The organism is Nostoc sp. UIC 10607, assembly GCF_047228265.1.
In the GTDB taxonomy this organism is placed as follows: domain Bacteria; phylum Cyanobacteriota; class Cyanobacteriia; order Cyanobacteriales; family Nostocaceae; genus Nostoc; species Nostoc foliaceum_A.
On record NZ_JBIQNW010000022.1, the window covers coordinates 67875 to 91734 of the forward strand.

Below are 23860 nucleotides of genomic sequence, written 5' to 3' on the forward strand. Positions count from 1 at the left end.
TTTTCTCATATACATGATAGCGGATCAATTTCCCTGGCTTACCGCGATTGTCTTGCTGCCACTAGTTGCTTCCCTGCTCATCCCTGTGCTGCCTGATAAAGATGGCAAGCGCGTGCGGTGGTATGCACTGGGTGTAGGTATTGCAGACTTTGCCTTGATGTGCTACGCCTTTTGGAAGCATTACGATGCCAGCAGTGCTAGTTTTCAAATGGTAGAAAGTTATGCCTGGGTGCCTCAGTTAGGTTTTAACTGGGCGGTATCAGTTGATGGACTTTCAGCGCCACTTGTGCTCCTAGCAGGATTTGTCACCACACTCTCGATATTTTCGGCTTGGCAAGTTGATCACCGACCCCGCCTATTCTATTTCTTGATGCTGGTGCTGTATTCCGCACAGGTAGGGGTGTTTGTTGCCAAAGACTTGCTGCTATTTTTCATTATGTGGGAAGTAGAGCTGATTCCTGTCTACCTACTAGTCTGCATTTGGGGTGGGCAAAGGCGTCGTTATGCGGCTACTAAATTCTTATTGTATACCGCAGCGGCTTCTATATTTATTTTAGTGGCAGCCCTCGCAATGGGTCTATACGGCGGCGGGAATATGACATTTGACATCACCGCCCTCGCTAGTAAAGAATATCCGCTTGGTCTACAACTGCTACTTTATGCAGGATTGCTGATTGCATTTGGTGTCAAGCTTGCTGTTTTCCCCATGCATACTTGGTTACCTGATGCTCACGGTGAAGCATCGTCTCCTGTATCGATGATTTTAGCTGGTGTGCTGCTGAAAATGGGCGGATACGGACTAATTCGCCTGAATCTTGAGTTGCTCCCCGATGCACACATTTACTTTGCACCGGTTTTAGCCATTCTGGGTGTTGTCAACATTATCTATGGTGCATTGAACTCCTTTGCTCAGACTAATATGAAGCGGCGTTTGGCTTATTCGTCGATTTCTCATATGGGGTTTGTGCTGCTTGGAATTGCCTCCTTCACTGATTTGGGAATCAACGGCGCGATGTTGCAGATGATCTCGCATGGTTTGATTGCATCGGTGCTGTTCTTCTTAGCTGGTGTTACTTACGATCGCACCCACACAATGGTAATGAAAGATATGGGCGGTATTGGTCAAGCCATGCCTAAAGTCTTTGCCCTGTTTACAATCGGAGCAATGGCATCCCTAGCGCTTCCCGGTATGAGCGGCTTTGCTGGCGAACTCTCAGTATTCGTTGGTATGACAAGCAGTGACGTTTACAGTTCGACTTTCTGCACCGTTACGGTTTTTCTCGCCGCAGTTGGAGTTATCCTAACGCCGATTTATCTACTTTCTATGCTGCGAGAGGTATTTTATGGGAAAGGTGCAGCACTCCTATGCGACATTAATAATGCAGGCTTGGAAAATCAAGAAGATCAGGGAACAGTTTGTTTTGGTACAGACTGTCTCGTGCCAGAAGATGCAGTCTACGATGATGCTAGACCCCGTGAGGTGTTTATCGCTGCCTGTTTTCTGCTGATGATTATTGGTATTGGTTTTTATCCCAAGATGGCGATGCAGATGTACGATGTCAAGACCGTTGCAGTCAATGCTAATCTTCGCCAGTCTTATGCCATAATCTCGCAAACAAATCCCCAGATTTATGCTAAGGGATTCTTGGCTCCACAAATTTCCGAGGTTGAGGCAGCGCCTGTTTTAGGAACTTTGAAGTAAGCTTTTTAAAAGCTATTTCTTCTGGGGAAAAGAGCGATCGCTAACTTCGATAACTTCTAGATGAATTAGAGATAAACACTGGTGTATACACAGTGTTTATCTTTTAATTATCAAATTACTACTTTATACATCAAACTTGGGAAACTGGAAACTGCACCTCTGTGACATATACATCGTGATCTTGATCTTTGCAACCAATTATATAAACTTCACGGTTAGCGCCGTTAATTTTATAGCCGTTAGCTTCAATCCAAGAGACTAAGGCAGCATAAGCTTCTTCTTGCTGACTAAAACTCAGGTGGCCAATTAGGAGTGTGTGTTAGTTCGAGCTTAATACCATCTGGATCTAAAAAGTACAAAGCGTAGTAACCCGGCAAATAATCGTATTCAGCAGGAGGATCTAAAATCTCTACTCCACGTTCCATAAGATATTGGTAAAGCCGATCCACTTCTTCTCGACTATCTGCACTAAAAGCTAGATGATGCAATCCAGGAGAATAGCGATCGTGATTTTTATTGAGCGATTGCGGATTTGCTGGGGAAATGGTGATGACGCCATTAAAGCTTGCCCAAAGTATTAAATGCTCTGTTTTTTCTCCTTGTTCATAACCCAAGAATCCAAGTAGAGTATTGTAAAAAGCCTCAGAGCGCTTCAAATTGGATACAGTTAGTGCTATATGATTGATAGCTCCCAGTTTCATCATTTTTTGCCTCATATCGGTAGCTCTTTAGATTACACACTATCCCGTAAGGGCAGAATCAACAGCGATATTGAGACCAATTTTAAAGATAGTTCTAAAAGCCGTACATCATTAGTTATCACAAAATCCACTTTTCTTAATTACGAATTACGAATTACGAATTACGAATTAGTATTACATGAGATGCTGGTTGATGATTAGTGAGTTTTACCAATGTCTGTTGTTTCTGCCATCACTGTTACTGTTCCCGCCACAACTGCGAATTTGGGGCCTGGTTTTGATTGCATCGGTGCAGCATTAAAGCTGTATAACGAGTTCAAGTTCACTCGCCTAGAAGAGGGTGGGTTAACTATTCATGTCACGGGTAAGGAAGCTGAACGAGTCCAAACTGATGAAAGTAATCTCCTTTACCAAGCGTTTGTCAAGTTCTATCAACATATAGAGCAGACACCGCCAACTGTGAAAATAGAGATTAAGTTAGGTGTCCCGTTGGCGAGGGGTTTGGGTAGTTCGGCGACAGCAATTGTTGGTGGGTTGGTTGCTGCTAATCAACTCGAAGGTGCGCCTATAAGTCAGTCGCAGGTGATGGAGTTAGCGATCGCAATGGAAGGACATCCTGATAATGTAGTTCCAGCTTTGTTGGGAGGATGTCGTCTGGCTGCTACCAGTGGCGCCGCTTGGGAAATTTGTGATATTCCCTGGCATAAAGATGTTGTACCAGTTGTAGCTATTCCTAATTTTGAACTTTCTACTTCAGAAGCGCGGGGCGTTCTCCCCACTGAGGTGAGTCGCGCTGACGCGATTTTCAATACAGCACATTTGGGGTTATTGTTGCGCGGCTTGGAAACTGGTAACGGACAATGGTTAAAGACAGCTTTACAAGATAAGTTGCATCAGCCCTATCGCAAAGCTTTGATTCCTGGTTATGATGCTCTTAACATCGCAGCTGTTAGTGCTGGTGCTTATGGTATGGTAATTAGTGGTGCGGGGCCGACACTGTTAGCTTTGGCAGATAAGTTACACTCAGAGGCTGTGGAGGCGGCGATGTTAGCTGCTTGGGAAGAAGAAGGAATTACAGCCGAGGTGCGATCGCTTTCTCTCGATACCCAAGGCGCAAAAAGCTTTTAAAAAATCCGATGACTATTTTACTCAGCACTTAAAACTCGATTTATGGAGCAAATTCAGGCTGAAATGGCGGCGCTTAACTCTCAAATTCAGATTCTTTTAGAAGAACGCGCTGCACTCACTATTAATAATGTAATCTCTGGCGAGAATGATTCACCTCAAGCAATGGTGGAAGCTTACCGCCGTCAAGCTAGGGAAAATGCCCAATTATCAGTTGAACTCCAAGGCATAGACGCGGCGATCGCAGCCCTGGAAGGCCAGATAAAACAAAAACAAGGTAAATTAGTGCGATCGCAAGTTGCATCAAAAGAACTTATCCAACAGCAGCAGCTAGAAGAAGCCAAAGAAGTAGCACAGGTTCATGCTCAACGCATTAATCAACTAGCAAGTGAACTTGCGGCAGAAGTCCGTTTTCTAAAGGCTTGTGCCAATCAACTCAGTCCAATGTATTGGCAGATTTATTACAAGCCCTTCATTACTGGGTTCAAGACAATCTCCGTTCCTTATGTCCGCTCTGATGGGGAAGTGTGGACAATTGTCAACCGGATTGTTTAATGCTTTAGCTTTTTCGTTTGTATGCAATACATTGACCTCTCTCCTAAAAGGGAAGGGGCTGGGGATTAGGTCTATGACTCAACTTAGGTAGACTAAATAGCCCTGACAATTGGGCTAGAAAATATGACGGTATTGTAACGGTGGCTTTAGCTGCCGTTTTTTGTTGACGTTGCAAAAGTTTACATTTAGAATGGAATCGGCAAAATCCGATAAGTATTTATTCTTATTTATCCTGATAATTTGGAATTTGATGAGTATATATTCTTATCTATGCCAAAAATTTAAGATTCTAGGGTTAAGGAATGTTTACAAAAGTATTGATTCCTTAATATAATGAAATTAAAAGCGAGAAGGCAAATTTATTGTCAGAAGTGATGAATGCTATTGAATTTCCCTGGCTAACAGCCATAATCCTCTTACCCTTGGTGGCTGCCTTAGCCATCCCCTTAATCCCAGACAAAGAAGGCAGAACTGTGCGGTGGTATGGTCTGGGAGTTGCGATCGCTGACTTTGCACTGATGATTTATGCCTTTTGGTACAAGTACGACTTCCAAAGTTCAACACTCCAACTTGTAGAAAACTATCCTTGGATACCGCAGTTAGGTTTGCATTGGGCTGTGGGGGTTGATGGTTTATCGATGCCCTTGCTGCTTCTAACAGGCTTAATAAATACCCTCGCAATATTCGCGGCTTGGAAAGTTACCACCAAGCCGCGATTATTTTATGGTTTGATGTTAGCGATGTACAGCGCCCAACTTGGCGTATTTGTCGCCCAAGATTTGCTGCTGTTCTTCCTGATGTGGGAAATCGAGTTAGTGCCGGTTTACCTGCTGATTTCAATTTGGGGAGGACAAAACCGCCGTTATGCAGCTACCAAATTCATTCTTTACACCGCCGCCGCATCAATATTTATCTTGATTGCCGGTTTTGCAATGGCATTCTCTGGAGATACCGTCACCTTCGACATGGCGACTCTAGGAATGAAAGAATACCCCAAAACCTTGGAATTGTTGGTTTATGCAGGTTTCTTAATTGCCTTCGGTGTGAAGTTACCAATTTTCCCTTTACACACTTGGCTACCTGATGCCCACGGTGAAGCATCAGCACCCGGTTCGATGATTTTGGCTGGTGTGTTGTTAAAAATGGGTGGTTATGCCCTCATCCGCTTCAATGTGGAAATGTTGCCCAATGCCCATGTGACTTTTGCCCCAGTACTGGCAATTTTGGGTGTAGTGAATATTGTCTACGGCGCTTGCTGTGCTTTTGCCCAAACCAATCTCAAACGCCGCTTGGCTTACTCTTCAATTGCCCACATGGGGTTTGTGCTGATTGGGATTGCCTCTTACACAGAACTGGGTATAAGCGGTGCAGTGTTACAAATGGTTTCCCACGGCTTGATTGCTGCTAGCTTGTTCTTCCTTTCTGGCGTAACTTACGATCGCACCCACACCTTGATGATGGATAAAATGGGCGGAATGGCTAAGGTAATGCCCAAAACCTTTGCTCTGTTTACCATTGGGTCAATGGCTTCTCTCGCTTTACCCGGAATGAGTGGTTTTGTGGGTGAGTTGATGGTATTTCTCGGTATCGCCACCAGTGATGTTTACAGTTCCAGCTTCAAGGTTGTAGTCGTTCTGCTGTCAGCAGTTGGCGTGATTTTGACACCCATTTATTTACTGTCGATGCTGCGTCAAGTGTTCTACGGTGAGCAAAGTCAAGAGTTGCACTTGGATACTGTAATCTCTGATGTCAAACCCCGCGAAATATTTATTACCGCTTGTTTGCTGCTTCCTATCATCGGTATCGGGTTTTATCCCAAATTGGCAACGCAGACTTATGATGTGAAAGCGGTGGAATTAGCCGCCCATGCTCGTGAAGTTCTACCAGTCGTTGCTCATCAGCAACCATCAAGTCTGTACTCGCGGATTTTCTCTGCACCAACATTGGCTACTTCTCAAGTTGAAAGTTCAATTAACATTTCTGAGTAAATTAACTTCCCATTAAGGGGTCTGCAAGTAAATTCTAAATTATTAGGGCAATAAAGGGGTAGTTAGATAACTACCCCTAACATTTTGGCTTTTTGGAGGGGCGTTCAGGTGCTAAACTTTTCGTGATTTAGGATATAGCCAAGAACTAAACAAACGGCTAACTCTAGGCATGACAACATAGGTTAATAGCAAAACCATAGTAATGGTAATGATCAACGAAATAATTAAGGGAGGTAAGCCGCGAAGCAGGGGCGTTATAAATGTATTCAACAAATTAATCAACACAAATACAGCTCCCCAAGTTAGCAATGCTGTTTTATAGCGCGGTGGAGTTTTCAGTGGTTGACCGGGAAGAGAAAACCAAGCTTCTAATCCACAGATTTGTTGAACATCAGGATCGGATTCCACCAAATGTTTACCTTGATTCAGCCAATATTCGCGATCGCGCGATGTCATCCACACCTTTAAATTTTCATAACCGTCAAACCGGAAGATAATCACGTATTCATTTCGCACTCCAAGTTGGGGACGAATCACGTTTGTTCCCAGATGACCTATATAGGTTCTGGCAACTCTGGTAATATCTTTCAACCAAGCTTCGTAAGCGCTTTCGCATCCTGGCTTTACAACTTGTGTAATGACCACGGTTACAAATTGCTCGTCCTGTTCCATCTCCATTAGTTATGTCACCATCAAGTTAATAGTTGTAAGTTTTTGCAACCGTAGCATGGTTGAGTCATTCTCAAATTAAGGAATACCCAGTTTTTCCAACTTCAAGCCGAACAACATTAGCAGGAACGACACCAGTAGGTGGAGGTAAAAACATTCCACCATTAGTTACAACATAAATCGCGGTGTTCTCGCTCTCTGTTTGACCAAAAGCCACAGCTGTGCTACCAATTACACCTGACTCGGCTTGAGCAATGATAGTAGTAGTGCGATCGGGCGCAATTCGTATCACACTGTTGTAAATGTGCGTTGCTCCATAAAGGTTGCCTTCCACATCAAAGGCAAAGTCATCAATATTAGTTTGCTCAACAAAAATTTCCGGCTCACCTGGTTTATTAGCAGTATCAACAGGAATCCGCAACAGCAACATTTTTTCTGTATTTGAAACGTAGAGGAAATCACCAAAACGCTTCAAACCATTAGCAGCCGGAAACACGCTCTCCGAATTGCTACGAGCAAGCATTGGATGTTCTAGCCAAATTGATCCACGGCGTTGAGCAACATCAATCAGCCAGATTGCACCACGATAGGAATCTGCTGTCAAATACTGAGTGTCGGAAAGTGGGGTGATGCCATTGAGAAACATTGCGTCTGGCAGTGTCAGCAACGTTTCCACCGTGCTATCACTTTTAACTAAAGAAACCACGGGTATAGAATCAGCATTCCAGCCTGTTGCCACCAGATCGCCGTTGGTAGTGAAAGCAAGACCACTTACTTTGCCTTCAACGGTGGCATGAATTTGCTGATTGCCATCTGCGGTAATGCGAACAATTTCACCAACTTCGTGATTGCTTACAAAAATTGTGCCATCTGACGCGTAGGCGTAGCCCGCCGCAGGTATCGCTAGATTTTCTAAAAAAGTATTAACAGGAAACGAGGTAATAATTTTAGCAGGTGCTAATTCAATCGGCTTATCTGCGTAAATAGACGGTAAATCTGCGGAATTTCCCATATTAACCTACCATTGTAATTGAATGGGGCCACCAAACTTTCGCATCTCTGCAAAAAACAGTCCTTGCGCTCCTCCATCGGGAAGTGTTGCTAAATAGACAGCAGTTTCGGCTCCTTCTTCTGCCGTGAACGGGGCATCATCTCCCCCCATATCTGTCTTCATCCAACCCGGCGAATAGGCATTTACGAGAATATTAGTACCTTGGAGTTCCTTGGCGAGAAGCACGGTTAGTCCATTCACTCCCACCTTTGAGAGTCGATAAGAAGGCGCTAAAGGGTAGTAATCAGTGGGAACTGATACCAGAGATGCCATTTCCGTTGAGATATTGACAATGCGACCGTAGTTTTGCACCTTCATCAACGGAATTAATGCTTGAGAAATTCTGAGTACCGCTAGAACATTGGTTTCAAAGGTCGATCGCATCGTTTCCAGTTGCACAGTTAGTAAGCTGGACTCCTCCGGCTTAGTTGTGGGATTCACGCCTGCATTATTGACCAGAATATCTACCTTGCCGTAAGTTTCACGCAGCCATTCTGTAAACTGTTGCACACTTCCATCATTCGTGACATCCAGCGTGTGATAGTCAACATCAAGCCCTTCACTGGTAAGCTGCTGTTTAGCAGCAAGACCATCTGTTTCATTACGACTCGTCAGAATTACGCGGTTGCCAATTTGGGATAATTGACGGGAAATAGCATATCCTAGCCCTCGATTACTGCCTGTTACCACAGCAATCCTTTTTTGAGTCGTCATTTTTATGACCTTGAAACTGGTTTTGATTGTACTTTACTGAGATGCAATGAATTAAGCAAGTCGATTGCAGCAATGTATTCAATCAATGATTCTGACTTACTTCAAACTCGAAGCTTGCCGTCCACCTAAGCGTTGTTCTGACGCTGTAGGTAAGACATTGACAGAGATAGTTGCATAAACACCCTGTTTTTGACCACCTATAATCAGGCGAATAAAATCTCCCAAGCCTTCTATCAATCGAGCATTACGTAAAACACCAGAATCTACTGCTAAAAATCCGATTTCTTCAGCAAGTCTCATCACTGTTTTTCTGGCTTGTTCATCATCTCCTGCAACAAAAACAGAAACTCCATAATCCTTTAGTGGTTCAGGTGCTAATTCAAAGACTTCCTGCGCCATAGTATTAAAAGCTTTTACCACCCGCGCTTGAGGTACATCTTTAGCAAGCTTTTCGGCTAGGGATTCTACTATTGGTGGATAAGCAAATCCTTCAGGAATATCCTGATTATTACAATCAATAATAATTTTACTGTCGAGAACTTCAGGATGAGAAAGCAACTGTTTTGGCATAATATTGCGTACTGTCCACAAAATTACATCAGCAAACGCCGCCGCCTGATCATTTGTTCCACCTTGCGTTCCGCGTCCTGCAAACTCTGCCGTTGCTTTTCCTTTTTCGGCATCACGAGAGCCAAAAAATACTTCATGCCCCTGCTCTGCCCAGAGTATACCTAGAGAGCGCCCCATGTTTTCACTGCCAATAATTCCAATCTTCATGAGTTAACCCTCATTTCACCGTAGATTGTGAAAAGATTATAGTTAAAGCAGGTGAAGTAGCCACAAAGCAATTATGACCACCAACTTACCTGTAGCCACAGAAATTATACCAGTGGTTTTGCAATTGCAACCTGCGATCGCACTAACCGAAGATCAGTTTTATGAGTTTTGTCAACTAAACGGTGATTTTCGCATTGAACGTAATGCTGCTGGAGAATTAGTGATTATGCCCCCTACTGGTTCCGAAACTGATCAACATAACTTTGACATTATTGTTCAGTTGGGTATTTGGACAAAGCAAGATGGTACAGGTGTAGGGTTTGGTTCCAGTGGTGGGTTTACTTTGCCTAATGGTGCGGTGCGATCGCCAGATGCAGCGTGGATAAAACGCGATCGCTGGGAAGCCATACCACCAGAACTGCGAAAAAAATTTGCACCTATTTGTCCTGAGTTTGTGATTGAATTGCGTTCTGAAACTGATAACTTGCGAATTTTGCAAGATAAGATGCAAGAGTATATTGATAATGGGACACAACTTGGTTGGTTAATTGATAGAAAACAGCGCCGAGTTTTTATTTATCGTTCTAATATTGCGGTTGAGGTATTAGATAATCCTAAGACACTTTATGGTGAACCTTTGCTACCTGGGTTTGTTTTGAATTTAAGTCAGGTTTGGTAGGGAGTAAGCTAGTTTTATAGTGCCGATCCAACATTACCAAGTTCGGCTGATTGTTTTCGATCCAGAAGAGGAGGCGAATGCCTACGGCATACTTCGTGAACGTAAAATGGCAAAAGTAGAACAGTACCGTCAACTTATTCAAGAACTGTTGCTAGCTTACAGCGAAATCAAAGCCAGCAATGAAGAAGTCGAAGCAGAAGTTATTTTTGATAGAGAACGCGATCGCTACCAAGTTGTTCATGCGGGGTGGTCAAATAAGCGCCGCGTATATGGCTGTGTTTTGCATTTGGATATTAAAAATGAAAAAATTTGGATTCAACACGATGGTACAGAAGGAGGTATTGCCAATGAACTTATTAGTAGAGGCATACCCAAAAAAGACATCGTTTTGGCTTTTCATTCCCCCTTTAAAAGACAATTTACCGAGTTCGCTGTTGGTTAAGATGGCTGAAGGTTGAAAGGAACCCAATCACTTAGATAAATAGCGGTGCGTAGACGTAGCACGTCATAGACATCGCCTTCATTTTGACCAAAAGCCGGTTGTGCTACCAATTACACTTGCCTCGGCTTGAACAATAGTGCAGTTCGGTCAGCACCAAGACTTATTCAGCTTACGAAGTGAAAACATGAACCTCCAATGTAACAAAGCTCTTCAATATAGCCACGATTGTGTAAAAAAAAATCTCTTAAGCTTATTAAGCCTACTTCATCTGTTATGGGTAATAAACTTATAGTGTCATCTTCTTCTAGCTCAAGACGTTTAATAAAAGGCTGAGTGTTTTGCTCTATAGTTATTTCAAATAGGGAGTACTCTATGCCATGTTTGTGCATCATCTGAAGTTCATATAATTCTTCTTCTTTAAAGTAAAGTTTTTGCTTATAAAAAATATCCAAAGGATTATTTTTATTAAAAATTGAATCTACGTTAGGAAAAGTATGTCCATCCCATTCAAGAGAACCCACCAGAATAATTGTTTTGTTTGGTTCTCCTGGAATTTGAGCCACTATTTCAAGAGTTGGCAAGTAAGAAACACCTCTACAGAAATAGTTATATAGGCTAAATAATATATCATAGCCATAATAAATTCTAAAATTTACAGTAGCTTCTCTGCTTACAGATTCTACTTGTTTAAAAAACCAGTCAGACCCAATTTGCCATAAATCATTTCCATATAAAAAATGCTTTAATCCTTCAGAAGTTGCTTTCCATGAGGGTTGAATTTTAGGTGTGGTAACTGATGTATAAATAACAGAATTGCCACCTTCAAAACTGATAATCTCTTTGATAATTTCCTCATCATTTATTAATAAATTTTTAAATAATTGATTACCTGGATAAATTTTATTAATATGCCACCCATTAGACATCATACCTTGAAGTTTTTCAGATGTGCCTACTTCCATAGTGTCTATTAAACCTATTAGCCTATTAGTAATTTCAGACAAAGCTTCTTCTTCAAATAAAGGTTTAATATGTATATCTTCATCTTCATTATCAAACTCATAACTATCATCATCAAGCATATTCAGGTTTTTTTTAATCCTCTCTTTTTCTGAAGCTTTAAATATATCAAGAACTAAGTATATAGCAAAAGGATATATTACATTTTCAGAATCACCCTCGTAATTTATGATCAAAACGTAATAATTTGTTATCTCTAGCTCTCTTAAAATATCTTCTAGCTTTTCTATGGCTATCTCTCTATTCTCAATGATTTCATACAAGAAAATATTGTGTCTTGGAAAGATAAATTTTTCTTCCCCCTCTGGAGCCAACTGTACAGATTTTTTACCTATAGGTATCCCTTCTTCATTAACTATGAGTTGATAGCCATCTATTTGATAATCAACAACCCTTGAAAATTCCGAAAATGGCACAAGTAATTCATGCCAATCAGTAGAAAGTAGAATACATCTACACTTGTGAGTAGCCAGACCATAATTCGTTTTAAATAAAGCCATATATTTTTGAAGTTCATGTAGAGCTTGCCTAGCAGTTTTGTCATTTTTTTTAATTTCAATAATGACAAAAAATCCAAATTTATCTTTTGCCAAAATGTCTATACGACCACCAGCACCAAGACTATTTTCAAGGCTAAACTCCTTCTTAATAAATTTCAAATTAGGTTCTACAATATCTAAATTCTGTGTTAAAAAGTCTCGAATATCTGCTTCATTTATCATAATTATCTACCCTACATTTTGTGATTACCAAAAAAATCGGGACTGAGAAATAAATCTCAGTCCCGATAAAAAAGCGGGCTAACCGCTATTGATATGGTTAACCCGTGCAGCTTTGGGAACGCGCAGAGTAATTGTTATTGCAATACCAACTTCACATTGGCGTTTTGCAGACCGCGCTGTTTTACTTCAGCCAAAGTTTTGTTAACAGCATACTTTTGGTTGATTGAGTTGATCAACTCGGTTTGGTTGTGCTTCTTAGCAACGCCCCACAGGTCAGCAATTAGGTCAAAAGAACCATCGCTATTGCGAGACCAGCCGAGGTCATATTCGCCATCCAACATAGCAACGATGTCAGAACGGACACGCTGACCGTTATAACCACGGACATCAGCTTCAGTCTTTACGCTGATACCGAGGTCGCGCAAGGAAGCCTTGAGGATTTCGGCATCGGTGATTTTGGTACGCAGGGTGCTAAAGTGAGACATTTGGGTTTCCTCCAATGAGAAGATTGAGAAAAACGACAACGGTTTGTTTTGGGCGAAGCCGCGTTAGCAGGATGCGGCTTTTTTTATAACTGCTAGCATTCAGAGCTAGCCTTTCCCCCTGGGATGGCAGAGGAAAGCTTTAGAACTCCATTCGCTGATATTCAGCTACGGAGGATGCTGCGGGGCGTGCGCGCTGTCTGGCCCAATCTCTCAGAGCCGTTACTTGTTCTTGCATCGTTCGAGACAGCGGCAATGTTGCCTTCAGTGCAGCAATAATATCTAGTTGGGTGAACTCCCGATCTTGGGCAAAAGCTTCATACATTGCCGCAACGATCGCTTGCTCAACTTCTGCCCCAGAAAAGCCATCAGACATCTTGGCTAGTTGCTCAAGATCGAATCTAGAGATGTCTTCACGGCGCTTAGTCAGGTGGATATTGAAAATATCCTGCCGTTCTTCTGGTGTTGGCAGATCCACAAAGAAAATTTCATCAAAGCGTCCTTTCCTCAGAAACTCGCCAGGTAAGCGTTCTACTCTATTGGCGGTTGCCATCACGAACACTGGAGATTTCTTATCTTGCATCCATGTGAGGAAAGAGCCAAAGATTCTGCTTGATGTTCCCCCATCAGAGTCGGAGGAACCTCCACTACCAGCAAAGGATTTATCCAATTCATCGATAAACAAAATCGCTGGGGAAATAGATTCTGCTGTCTTCAGGGCATTCCGCAAGTTTGCCTCACTTCGTCCCACCATTGAGCCGTCGTAGACTCGCCCCATATCCAACCGCAAAAGTGGTAAACCCCACAGTCGGGAAGTAGTTTTGGCAATCAATGACTTACCACAACCGGGAACTCCTAAAATTAACATCCCCTTTGGTTGAGGCAAACCATATTCTCTCGCTCTTTCTGTAAAAGCGTTAGAGCGTTGCTTGAGCCATCTTTTTAACTCTTCTAGGCCACCTACAGCATCAATGGTTTCATCTTCTTCAATGTATTCTAAGATTCCATTGCGCCGAATTAGTTGTTTTTTCTCAGATAAAACGATATCTACTTCATCTTCCGTCAAACGCCCTGTAGTTACCTGCGCCTTTCGGTAGACTTTCTCAGCTTCATCTTTAGTTAGACCTAAAGCTGCTCTCAGAAGTTTTTCTCTGGCTTCTGTTGTCAACCGCCGACCACGATTTTGGTCTACGTGCTGAGTCAGTACTTTATTCAACTCCGCCATATCTGGCAGTGTAAAGTCGATAACAACAACTTCTTTTTCTAACTCTATAGGTACTTGTTGCATCGGCGACATCAAAATGATGTTCTTTTGCGTACCTTTAAAGCTAGCGATCGCATCACGTAACGATCTGTTTGTTGCAGGCGCATCAATAAAGGGGTGTAAATCTTTAAGAATAAATATACTAGGTTCTTTCTGCCGGATTATCCACTCAATCGCCGCCTCTGGAGACACCGTATTATGTTGGGTGACATTCCGAGGTTGACCATACTCCACAATGCCGTGTGTTACTGTCCAAACAAATACTCGGCGCTGGGGCTTTAACAACTGGGCGATCGTGGAAACTGCTTGCTCAGCCCGCTCTTCCTCGGAGGTCACAAGGTAGATTAAAGGGTATTGAGCTTGAATTAGGATATTGAGCTCTTCTTTCATACATCGACCTACTTGAGACCTTATAGAGACAGTAGAGACATTGCTTCTGGTAAAGACAACCGAATTATGAATTATTTATTCATGATTCCTATTTATCTAGCAAGGAACTAACTCTTCCTCACCCTTGGGATTGGTTTCATCTTCATCCATTTCATCAATGGAAAGATGTTCTTGACCAACTACCCCTGGTTGATTGCCTAAAGTAACCAGTTCCCCATCACGTAAGACTAGCGAGCTATCACAAGTTGGGCATGAATAAACTCTATGAGTCCGCCCATAAGAAGAATCTTCTAACTCGTCAACTAATTCTGAATGAGACAGGTAAAAACCAAGGGCACGTTCGGCAAGTTCTGACATTGGCTCAGAATCTACTGCTGAACGAATCTTCAGTTTTCTGTGCAACTCTGGCGATAAATACAAAGTGACCTTTTGCTTAGTTTGCGTTTGCATATAACTCTTTAACGGTCTTACCCGGGTATGTATATCAAGGTATCGGTTCTTTTCTTGCTTGTCAAGACAGCAAAACGTTTTGACGCTAGTTTTGTTACATTTTTTTACATTAGAGGCGGAAATACAGTTGGGTATTGTCTTTTTACCAGGGCCAGCACTTTTGCCACATAAAAAGTCTTTTATCAAAGCTGTTTAAAAAACCAACAGAAATTAATAACTTGGGTGTGTGATCTTCTGGTTAAGGGAGCAGCTAAGATTTCTACCAGAACATGAATTAGCGATCGCTAATTTAATAATTGCCTGAGTTGGCTTATTTTTTCACTATTTGTAGCGTAAGCGGATTAAAGTTGAACACCTTTCCGGTTGTAAACAACTGATATCCACAAGAGATGCCAGCGAATGACATCCAGCATAGAAAAAAGTGATACAGAGCCGATTACAACACCACTGGCGATGAATAGAGCAATTCCTATGCCAATCAACACCCATCCCAATTTCCGATTATCGCGCCCACCCCAATTTAGAGCTACTACACCTCCCATACACAGCAAAATTCCAGGTGTACTGCGTAAGTAGACGCTCACATAAATACTTGTACTTAAAAATGTAATGCCTGCTAGGATTAGCCCTAAGCCAATAAGCTTACTGGCAAAGATTACTTGATCTACCTCTTCTTTACTGATGGTAGAGGCTGAAATTTTTGTCGGCGCAGAGTTTGGCGTAGGATTTTTTGTGGCAGATACAGAGGGCTGCTGCACCCTAAACATAAAAGTTATTTTCTCACCCTGCCCAAACGAAATTCTGTCTTTTGGATGCAGTGGACAAAAAACTTGAGGTTGAAGTTTCGCACCATTAAGATACGTACCATTAGAACTGCCCAAATCGGTGATATGGTATTCATCCCCATTTACCCAAATTTGCGCGTGGATGCGAGATACTACATCCGAATCTGGTAAGCCAGAGATATCAATATCTGGTGGTTTTTGGTCGTTGGGCTTACCGATGTAAATTACAGAAAGATTCGGTGGAAATTGCAAAGATGTGTTGGTTTGGAAATGAAAAAGCTCCAAAGTTAGCTCGGCTGTCTGAGATGCGCTGGACATAGTTTGTGTGATAAAGCACCTTCTCTGAGCTTCCTCTACTGATAACTCAAAAGAGAATGGTAAATATCCTGAAAAAATATTCAATTTTTAATGAGCGCTCTTTAGGTGAAGTTTATTGAGCAGTTTACGGATTCGGGAATAGCTAGTAAATTGGCGAAGGTATTGATCTGAGTTTCTGGTACTTCTATAAAAATCAGTAACTTTGGCAAAATTTGTAATGTAAATGGCTACTGCTAGTAAAACCTGTAGTTTGGGACGAAGAATTTATAGGTTTGCCGCCAGCGTTAGCGGAGTTATTGCGCTGTTAGTAATCCTGTGGGGTTGTACTGCAAATGATTTTAACGCCGGAGCGATCGCCTGGAAAACTTACAGTAACTCTCGTTACGGCTTTGAATTTCCATATCCAAGTAACTGGACTTCTTTAGCTGTTCCAGAAAATGATGATGGAATTGCGTTTATTTCACCACAGGATAACACCGTGGAAATTCGGGGGTGGGCAAGTCAGCAACCACCAAATTCGATTGTTACAGAACAAGAGTCTGCGAAAAAGATAAATTCCAACTTTCAGACCGCCCAAGGAGTATCTGGGGTAATGGTTGTAGAAGTTGATGAACGAGTAGGTTCGATGACACTGACACTAATTCATAGTCAAGTAAAATACTACTGGCGGGGACGAAGCAAGAGCCAAGAATTTCAAAATTACTATCGTTTGTTTTATTACATTGCCGAGCAGTATCAGATTTCCAAGTTTTAAGGAATTGGGTATTGGGTATAGTTATTTTCTTTGTCCCCCTTGTTCCCCTTGTCCTCCTTGTCTCCCCACTCCTTCCCCAGATGCCTAAATCCATATCTCTCTCAGAATGATGATTGAGAGGGTACAGAAACCTGATAGATTTAGCTATCAGCGAGTAAAAACTGGTGAAGATGAAAGTCCTGGTTATTGGTGGTGATGGATATTGCGGTTGGGCAACTGCTCTTTACCTTTCCAATCGAGGTTATGAAGTTGGAATTTTAGATAGTTTGGTGCGGCGGCACTGGGATAATGAACTAGGTGTCGAAACTCTCACTCCGATCGCACTAATTCAGCAACGTCTCCAGCGCTGGCAAGATTTGACGGGTAAATCTATCGATTTGTTCATCGGCGATATTACTAATTACGAATTTCTCCATAAAACATTACAGCAATTTCAGCCAAATGCTCTGGTGCATTTTGGTGAACAGCGTTCGGCCCCATTTTCCATGATTGACCGAGAACATGCAGTTGTTACTCAGGTAAATAATGTAGTTGGTACGTTGAACTTGCTGTACGCCATGCGGGAAGATTTCCCCGACTGTCATCTGGTAAAGCTGGGGACGATGGGTGAATACGGTACACCCAACATTGACATTGAAGAAGGGTATATCACCATTGAACACAATGGACGCAAGGATACCCTACCTTATCCCAAGCAGCCCGGTTCAATGTACCATTTAAGCAAAGTCCATGATAGTCATAATATCCACTTTGCTTGCCGGATTTGGGGATTGCGGGCAACGGATTTAAATCAGGGTGTAGTTTATGGCGTCTTAACCGAAGAAACGGGGATGGACGAACTATTGATTAATCGGCTGGATTACGATGGTGTGTTTGGTACAGCACTAAACCGCTTTTGTATTCAAGCAGCGATTGGACACCCCTTAACTGTCTACGGTAAAGGCGGACAAACTCGCGGATTTTTGGATATTCGGGATACAGTACGATGTGTGGAATTAGCGATCGCTAACCCTGCCGAGGCTGGTGAATTCCGCGTATTTAACCAATTTACCGAGCAATTCAGCGTCGGCGACTTGGCATTGATGGTGAAAAAAGCTGGTAACACTATGGGATTGAATGTAGAAATCAATCACCTAGATAATCCCAGAGTCGAGAAAGAAGAACATTACTTCAACGCTAAAAACACTAAATTGCTCGATTTAGGTTTAGAGCCACATTTGCTCTCTGATTCTTTGCTCGATTCTCTGTTAAACTTTGCGATCAAGTATCAGAAACGAGTTGATCACAAACAAATTCTGCCCAAAGTCTCTTGGCATAGAACTTAGGATAACTGGCTTAAAAATAGTCGTCATATTTTGGCACAATATGACGACTATTTAATTGTGATTTATCATGCATAAAGCGCTATTCAGTTTAAGATTACGTAATCAACTATTAGCTGCTTACATCGAGGACATCTCAGACTTTGTACAAAAGCAGGGGCAAAATATTAAGTCTGGCTGTGCAGAATTGATTACAGTGCAGGAGACAGTTTACTCTGTGTTTGTTAGCAAAATAGATTCTTAAGCTGAGATTATTTGCCTGTACTGAATAGTTTTATATGAGAATTGCTCTATTTACCGAAACCTTTTTACCCAAGGTTGACGGCATTGTAACGCGCCTGCGCCATACTGTTGACCATTTACAGCGTAATGGTAATCAAGTGCTGGTGATTGCGCCTGATGGAGGCATCACAGAACACAAAGGCGCTAAAGTTTATGGCGTTACTGGCTTTCCTCTGCCATTGTATCCAGAATTGAAAATGGCACTTCCCCGCCCAGCCATTGGGTACGCCTTAGAAGAGTTCAAGCCAGATGTTATCCATGTTGTGAATCCAGCAGTTTTAGGTTTGTCTGGGATATTTTATAGCAAAATCCTCAAAATACCCTTAGTAGCGTCTTACCATACGCATTTACCCCAATATCTCCAGCATTACGGCTTGGGGATGCTGGAAGGTTTTCTTTGGGAACTGCTGAAAGGCGCTCATAATCAAGCAGCTTTAAATCTGTGTACCTCGACAGCAATGGTGGAGGAACTGACAGCACATGGTATTGAACGTGTAGATTTATGGCAACGCGGGGTGGATACTGAATTATTTCACCCAGATTTAGCTAGTGTAAAGATGCGATCGCGCCTATCAAAAAATCATCCAGAAAGTCCATTACTACTTTACGTGGGGCGGCTTTCCGCTGAAAAAGAAATTGAGCGCATCAAACCAATTTTAGAAGCAATTCCCGAAGCGCGGTTAGCATTGGTTGGGGATGGGCCCCACCGTCAAGCATTGGAAAAACACTTTGCTGGCACAAACACTTATTTTGTTGGATATCTCATGGGGCAAGAGTTAGGTTCTGCCTTTGCGAGTGCTGATGCCTTTATCTTTCCTTCCCGTACAGAAACACTAGGCTTAGTACTACTAGAAGCAATGGCGGCTGGCTGTCCGGTGGTAGCAGCCCGTTCGGGTGGGATTCCCGATATTGTGACAGATGGGGTAAATGGATATCTTTTTGAGCCAACAGCAGATGTTCAAGGAGCGATTGCTGCTACTATTCGCCTCTTAGAACAAAAACAACAACGAGACATCATCCGTCAAAATGCTCGCCAGGAAGCAGAGAGTTGGGGTTGGCCATCTGCCACCAGACAGCTACAAGATTATTACCAAAAGGTGATATTTTCTCAACAGTTGACAAAATAGGGGAGTGGGTAGAGACGCGATTAATCGCGTCTATCGGGAGATGAGGGAGACAAGGGGGACAAGGAACATAACCATGCCCCATGCCCAAAATCTAAAATTCCTATGACCGAAACAGACTCATGATACAAGCCCATTTCTTTTTTATGGGGATTATTGATTTTGAATTTTGAATTTTGAATTCGGAGCGAAGCGACGTGACACTCCCCAACCCTGGCAGCGTTTTGGCTACATTAACTGAACTTACTCAAGTTAATCGTACTCACGCCCTACTGCGTCGTGTTAAAGACTTATCTGTTAATGAATTTGTTTGCTTACTGGACTTCATAACTGCTGAGTTCCAGCAATTTCTTAGAGCCATTGAACTGATTAATAATGAAGCTCTAGAAACTATGTTGGAGAAGGTGCTAGAAGCTATCACACTCAAAATTGGTCAAATCCTGCAAGCAGAACACACAGCTATTTTTTTAGTTGACTATGACAAAGGTCAACTGTGGTCTAAAGTTCCCCAGGATAATACCCAAAAATTCTTAGAAATTCGGACTCCTATTACAGTAGGTATTCCCGGTCATGTTGCTAGCACAGGTCAATATCTAAATATATCTGAAACTTATACTCATCCCTTATTTAGCCCAGAACTTGAAAAACAAATGGGCTACAAAATCCATAATATTTTATGTATGCCTATTATCAGTAGCAAAAACCAGACTGTCGCGGTAGTGCAACTGGCTAATAAAACCGGGAATGTTCCGTTTAATTCTGATGATGAAGAACGGTTTCGAGACTTCGCTGCTTCTATTGGTATTATTCTGGAAAGTTGCCAATCTTTTTATGTAGCAGCTCGCAATCAACGAGGCGCAACCGCTTTGTTGCGGGCAACTCAGACGCTAGGGCAAAGTCTCGATTTAGAAGCAACTTTGCAGATAGTTATGGAGCAAGCTCGAATTTTAATGCAAGCAGACCGCAGCACACTGTTTTTATATCGTAAGGAGATGAGCGAACTCTGGACAAAAGTGGCAGCGGCGGCAGATGGCACAAACTTGATAGAAATTCGCATTCCCGTTAACCGTGGCATTGCTGGCTATGTGGCTTCCACAGGTGAAGCCTTAAATATTTCCGATGCCTATAAAGACCCCCGCTTTGACCCGACTACAGATAGAAAAACTGGGTATGTCACTCGCAATATCCTGTGTTTGCCAGTATTTAATTCTGCAAATGAATTAATTGGGGTCACACAATTAATTAATAAGCAACAAAACAGTTTTACTGCTTCTGATGAAGAGTTTATGCGGGCTTTTAATATCCAGGCAGGAGTTGCTTTAGAAAATGCCCGCCTGTTTGAAAATGTGCTGTTAGAAAAACAGTATCAAAAAGACATTTTACAAAGTCTTTCAGATGCTGTGATTTCTACAGATATGGCAGGACGAATTGTCACGATTAATGATGCAGCCCTGGAGTTACTAGGTTGTTCTATAAAAGACGTTAATAGCAAGAACAACAAGCTTTTGTGGGAACAAAATTTGATTGGTCGCCTAGTTTGGGAAGTTGTGCCGATTGAAAATCTCCAAATGCGGCTAGAAGATAGTTTAAAAACTGGAGCTAAACATTATGTTCCAGAGCAAAGTTTGATAGTGGGAGTTTCTCAAGTTAAGAGTGAGGAGTTAGGAGTTAAAAGTGAGACTCAACAATCGAAATTTAGGAATCAAGATTCAATCTTAGCAGTACGCGATCGCACTAATCCCAATGTTTTCATTCCCTGGAATCTACCCCTCACTCCTCAATCTGAGTTTCTCACCGCTGATGAGGTGCAAAAATTAGAACGCAGTACGAATCTCACTGTTAATCCCCTAACTAACCCAGAAGGCGGTGTCAGAGGTGGTTTAGTAGTGCTGGAAGACATCAGCCAGGAAAAACGGATGAAAACTACCATGTCCCGCTACCTAACGCCTCATGTAGCCGAACAAGTCATGGCTCTGGGGGAAGATGCTTTGATGGTGGGTGAGCGTAAGGAAGTAACTATCTTATTTTCTGATATCCGGGGCTACACAACACTTACAGAAAATCTCGGTGCAGCTGAAGTGGTATTGCTGCTCAATCAGTATTTTGAAACAATGGTGGAGGCGGTTTTTAACTACGAGGGTACTCTCGATAAATTTATTGGTGATGCCTTAATGGCAGTATTTGGGGCGCCGCTACCGCTGACAGAAAATCATGCTTGGAGGGCTGTGCAGTCAGCGTTAGATATGCGACAACGCTTAGAGGAATTTAACCAGCGACGAATTATCCAGGCCCAGCCACAAATTCGTATTGGCATTGGGATTAGTTCTGGGGAAGTGGTTTCGGGTAATATTGGTTCCCGCAAAAGGATGGATTACACCGTAATTGGAGATGGCGTAAATTTGAGTTCGCGTTTGGAAGCAGTAACTAAGGATTATGGTTGTGATATTCTCTTAAGTGAATTTACTTACCAGCTTTGCAGCGATCGCATTTGGGTGCGCCAGCTAGATAAAATCCGAGTCAAAGGGAAACACCAGGCAGTTAATATCTACGAGTTAATTGGCGATCGGAATACTCCTCTAGATGCCAAAACCCAAGAGTTTTTATTCCACTATCATACTGGACGCGCTGCTTATTTATCGCGCAACTTCTCACAAGCGATCGCCTGTTTTGAAGCCGCCAAATGCATCCAATCACAAGACCAAGCTGTTGATATCCACCTAGAACGTGCGCGTAATTATCAACAAACGCCGCCCCCAGAATTGTGGGATGGTGTCTGGGCAATGCTTACTAAGTAGTTTTAAGTCAAAGAGTTAGGAGTTATCAGTCCCTGTATCTTTGCGTCTCCACTTTAACCTTGAACCTCCCCCTGGTCATCCTGAAATGGGTCTTCACCAATTTTTAGCTCTTTTTTTGAGCGCTTCAACTGTTTCCATAGATCCTTTATTTGTTCGTAAGCTTCACCTGGAGGTAGTTTTCCACCTGTTTCTAGGTTGCAAATGTAGCTTACTCGTTGAGCAAATTCCTGTAGATTTGCATTAAAAACCAAGTTTTCTGGCTTTACCTGACCGTAGTAGCGACCACGAGGATAGAGAAAATCATCCTTGTTCACTATTTTGTTCTCCAATTTATTCAACTCTCCTTCTGTTTTGAATCTCTGAAGCTGAATCACTAGCTAACCTAATCTTTCTTTTGCCAGACTGGGGAAATCAAATCATCCAACCCCTTTTCCAATTAGTGATGCAGGAATTGGTTGATTCAGATTTTGAGACTAGAAGATGAAGCTTGAAATAGTTTTGTTGTAAATGTTACAAAACAAGTTTCTGTTAAAGTAACTAAAGAGAATATTTGATTGTCCTCCCGGTTGTCAATTTACCTCATCTTAAGTTATGCACTTCAAATTGTAGTTAACTTCAGTCGAAACCCTGAATTAGAAGCTATTAAAACACACCCGTATATTTTTGTAATTGTTTTTGCAAAAATAATTACAATTTTTTGCAGGTGAAACTACTGAGGTCAACATACTATGCACCAAAGCCAATTGTCGTCTGTTAAAAGTTAGAGATTTAGTTGTGAATCTTTAGCAGCTTTCTACTGACGATTGGCCCAAAAGAGGCAATGGAGAAAGGAGCGGGTTATTCTGAGGGAAAATCTTTCCTCTCTGCACCTCTGCCCAATTACTCGGGTCCTTAGATCCTCTTAAATAATCACCAATGGCTAATAGTTAATAACTAAAGATAAAATGGTGAAGCCTCAAAGGACAACTTTTGTCCATCGCCTAAAACTTTACCTGCCACCATGTCTGTTAATTCCAAGTTATACGAAGGCAAAGCAAAAATTCTCTATACAACGGACGATCCCGAAGTCTTGTTGGCCGATTTTAAAGACGATGCCACGGCGTTTAACGCCCAAAAGCGTGGCAGTATTCAAGGGAAAGGAAAAATTAATTGTAGCATTTCCAGCCAGCTTTTTAAACAGTTGGAGGCAAATGGTATAAAGACTCACTTTATTGACAGCCCTACCCCGAATCAGATGCGGGTTAAAGCAGTAAAGATTTTACCCTTAGAAGTAGTTATCAGAAATATTGCTGCTGGCAGTCTGTGTCAGCAAACAGGGTTACCAGTGGGTACAATTCTGAAACAGCCTTTGGTTGAGTTTTATTACAAAAACGATCAGTTAGGAGATCCTTTGTTGACACGCGATCGCCTTTACCTGCTAGAACTAGCTACTGCGGAACAAGTAGACGCAATTACACATCTAGCATTGCAAATCAACGAATTTCTCAATAACTTTTGGCAGCGGTGCGGTATTACCCTAGTAGACTTCAAACTAGAGTTTGGTTTGGACTCACGACAGCAGTTGCTCTTGGCAGACGAAATTAGCCCCGACACGTGCCGTTTGTGGGATATCGCAGAAGAGGACTCAAATCGGCGGGTAATGGACAAAGATCGCTTTCGCCGAGACTTAGGAAATGTAGAGGATGCCTACCAGGAGGTTTTACAAAGAGTGCTAAAAGCAGTAGAAACTACAAGTTAAACAGGTAAAAA

The 23860-nt window shown here is 42.2% G+C and carries 23 protein-coding genes; 11 read left to right on the forward strand and 12 right to left on the reverse strand.

Going from position 1 to position 23860, the window contains the following annotated elements:
- Positions 1-13 precede the first annotated feature (13 nt).
- A complete protein-coding gene (locus ACEYW6_RS19305; RefSeq protein WP_412981003.1) occupies positions 14-1702 on the forward strand; it encodes an NAD(P)H-quinone oxidoreductase subunit 4 in 1689 nt (562 codons plus the stop codon).
- Positions 1703-1832: 130 nt separating this feature from the next.
- On the opposite strand, the gene ACEYW6_RS19310 is transcribed toward ACEYW6_RS19305, so the two are convergent.
- Both ACEYW6_RS19310 and ACEYW6_RS19315 read right to left on the reverse strand, forming a co-directional pair.
- Positions 1833-2009: a GyrI-like domain-containing protein gene (locus tag ACEYW6_RS19310; protein ID WP_412981037.1), complete on the reverse strand. Its 177-nt coding sequence runs from the start codon at positions 2007-2009 to the stop codon at positions 1833-1835.
- Positions 1990-2406: a VOC family protein gene (locus ACEYW6_RS19315; RefSeq protein ID WP_412981004.1), complete on the reverse strand. Its 417-nt coding sequence runs from the start codon at positions 2404-2406 to the stop codon at positions 1990-1992. Before ACEYW6_RS19315 ends, ACEYW6_RS19310 begins: the two co-directional genes overlap by 20 nt.
- Before the next feature lie 210 nt (positions 2407-2616).
- Here ACEYW6_RS19315 and thrB point away from each other — a divergent pair, with 210 nt between their 5' ends.
- From thrB to ACEYW6_RS19330, 3 genes are all read left to right on the forward strand, one after another.
- A complete protein-coding gene (gene thrB / locus ACEYW6_RS19320) occupies positions 2617-3531 on the forward strand; it encodes a homoserine kinase (RefSeq protein ID WP_412981005.1) in 915 nt (304 codons plus the stop codon).
- A 42-nt stretch (positions 3532-3573) separates the two neighbouring features.
- Positions 3574-4083, forward strand: a complete 510-nt coding sequence (locus ACEYW6_RS19325; RefSeq protein ID WP_412981006.1) for a hypothetical protein — start codon at positions 3574-3576, stop codon at positions 4081-4083.
- A gap of 374 nt (positions 4084-4457) precedes the next feature.
- Positions 4458-6071: an NAD(P)H-quinone oxidoreductase subunit 4 gene (locus ACEYW6_RS19330; RefSeq protein WP_412981007.1), complete on the forward strand. Its 1614-nt coding sequence runs from the start codon at positions 4458-4460 to the stop codon at positions 6069-6071.
- A gap of 111 nt (positions 6072-6182) precedes the next feature.
- On the opposite strand, the gene ACEYW6_RS19335 is transcribed toward ACEYW6_RS19330, so the two are convergent.
- The 4 genes from ACEYW6_RS19335 to ACEYW6_RS19350 form a co-directional block, all read right to left on the reverse strand.
- Positions 6183-6743 carry an antibiotic biosynthesis monooxygenase gene (locus ACEYW6_RS19335; protein WP_412981038.1) on the reverse strand — a complete coding sequence of 187 codons (561 nt, stop codon included), beginning with the start codon at positions 6741-6743 and terminating at the stop codon, positions 6183-6185.
- Between the two features lie 70 nt (positions 6744-6813).
- Positions 6814-7752, reverse strand: coding sequence for an SMP-30/gluconolactonase/LRE family protein (locus tag ACEYW6_RS19340; RefSeq protein ID WP_412981008.1), 939 nt, complete (start codon positions 7750-7752; stop codon positions 6814-6816).
- A 6-nt stretch (positions 7753-7758) separates the two neighbouring features.
- On the reverse strand, positions 7759-8505 hold the full coding sequence (locus tag ACEYW6_RS19345) for an SDR family oxidoreductase (protein ID WP_412981009.1): 747 nt from the start codon (positions 8503-8505) through the stop codon (positions 7759-7761).
- Between the two features lie 96 nt (positions 8506-8601).
- Positions 8602-9282 (reverse strand): NADPH-dependent F420 reductase, encoded by a 681-nt coding sequence (locus ACEYW6_RS19350; RefSeq protein WP_412981010.1) that lies wholly within the window; start codon positions 9280-9282, stop codon positions 8602-8604.
- 73 nt (positions 9283-9355) lie between these two features.
- Here ACEYW6_RS19350 and ACEYW6_RS19355 point away from each other — a divergent pair, with 73 nt between their 5' ends.
- Positions 9356-9961 carry a Uma2 family endonuclease gene (locus ACEYW6_RS19355; protein WP_412981011.1) on the forward strand — a complete coding sequence of 202 codons (606 nt, stop codon included), beginning with the start codon at positions 9356-9358 and terminating at the stop codon, positions 9959-9961.
- Positions 9962-10067: 106 nt separating this feature from the next.
- The gene (locus tag ACEYW6_RS19360) at positions 10068-10403 is read left to right on the forward strand and encodes a XisI protein (protein WP_190913376.1); all 336 of its coding nucleotides are present in this window, start codon (positions 10068-10070) and stop codon (positions 10401-10403) included.
- A 164-nt stretch (positions 10404-10567) separates the two neighbouring features.
- Here ACEYW6_RS19360 and ACEYW6_RS19365 read toward each other — a convergent pair whose 3' ends face one another.
- From ACEYW6_RS19365 to ACEYW6_RS19385, 5 genes are all read right to left on the reverse strand, one after another.
- A complete protein-coding gene (locus tag ACEYW6_RS19365) occupies positions 10568-12145 on the reverse strand; it encodes an endonuclease NucS domain-containing protein (RefSeq protein WP_412981012.1) in 1578 nt (525 codons plus the stop codon).
- 134 nt (positions 12146-12279) lie between these two features.
- Complete coding sequence (locus ACEYW6_RS19370; RefSeq protein WP_012407317.1) at positions 12280-12630, reverse strand: DUF1257 domain-containing protein; 351 nt, start codon at positions 12628-12630, stop codon at positions 12280-12282.
- A 139-nt stretch (positions 12631-12769) separates the two neighbouring features.
- The gene (locus ACEYW6_RS19375; RefSeq protein ID WP_190894599.1) at positions 12770-14281 is read right to left on the reverse strand and encodes an AAA family ATPase; all 1512 of its coding nucleotides are present in this window, start codon (positions 14279-14281) and stop codon (positions 12770-12772) included.
- A gap of 96 nt (positions 14282-14377) precedes the next feature.
- Positions 14378-14731, reverse strand: a complete 354-nt coding sequence (locus ACEYW6_RS19380) for a hypothetical protein (protein ID WP_190894598.1) — start codon at positions 14729-14731, stop codon at positions 14378-14380.
- Positions 14732-15072: 341 nt separating this feature from the next.
- Positions 15073-15834, reverse strand: coding sequence for an FHA domain-containing protein (locus tag ACEYW6_RS19385; RefSeq protein WP_412981013.1), 762 nt, complete (start codon positions 15832-15834; stop codon positions 15073-15075).
- A gap of 223 nt (positions 15835-16057) precedes the next feature.
- Here ACEYW6_RS19385 and ACEYW6_RS19390 point away from each other — a divergent pair, with 223 nt between their 5' ends.
- The 4 genes from ACEYW6_RS19390 to ACEYW6_RS19405 all read left to right on the forward strand — a co-directional run bounded on the left by ACEYW6_RS19390 (position 16058) and on the right by ACEYW6_RS19405 (position 22111).
- Complete coding sequence (locus ACEYW6_RS19390; RefSeq protein ID WP_412981014.1) at positions 16058-16588, forward strand: hypothetical protein; 531 nt, start codon at positions 16058-16060, stop codon at positions 16586-16588.
- Positions 16589-16758: 170 nt separating this feature from the next.
- Positions 16759-17913, forward strand: coding sequence for an NAD-dependent epimerase/dehydratase family protein (locus ACEYW6_RS19395; RefSeq protein WP_190894684.1), 1155 nt, complete (start codon positions 16759-16761; stop codon positions 17911-17913).
- Between the two features lie 275 nt (positions 17914-18188).
- Positions 18189-19319, forward strand: a complete 1131-nt coding sequence (locus ACEYW6_RS19400; RefSeq protein ID WP_412981015.1) for a glycosyltransferase family 4 protein — start codon at positions 18189-18191, stop codon at positions 19317-19319.
- Positions 19320-19513: 194 nt separating this feature from the next.
- The gene (locus ACEYW6_RS19405; protein ID WP_412981016.1) at positions 19514-22111 is read left to right on the forward strand and encodes a GAF domain-containing protein; all 2598 of its coding nucleotides are present in this window, start codon (positions 19514-19516) and stop codon (positions 22109-22111) included.
- 53 nt (positions 22112-22164) lie between these two features.
- Here the strand turns inward: ACEYW6_RS19405 and ACEYW6_RS19410 are convergent, their stop codons facing one another.
- Positions 22165-22440, reverse strand: coding sequence for a hypothetical protein (locus ACEYW6_RS19410; RefSeq protein ID WP_190894593.1), 276 nt, complete (start codon positions 22438-22440; stop codon positions 22165-22167).
- 671 nt (positions 22441-23111) lie between these two features.
- On the opposite strand from ACEYW6_RS19410, the gene purC reads away from it, so the two are divergent.
- Positions 23112-23849 carry a phosphoribosylaminoimidazolesuccinocarboxamide synthase gene (gene purC / locus ACEYW6_RS19415; protein WP_190894592.1) on the forward strand — a complete coding sequence of 246 codons (738 nt, stop codon included), beginning with the start codon at positions 23112-23114 and terminating at the stop codon, positions 23847-23849.
- Positions 23850-23860 lie beyond the last annotated feature (11 nt).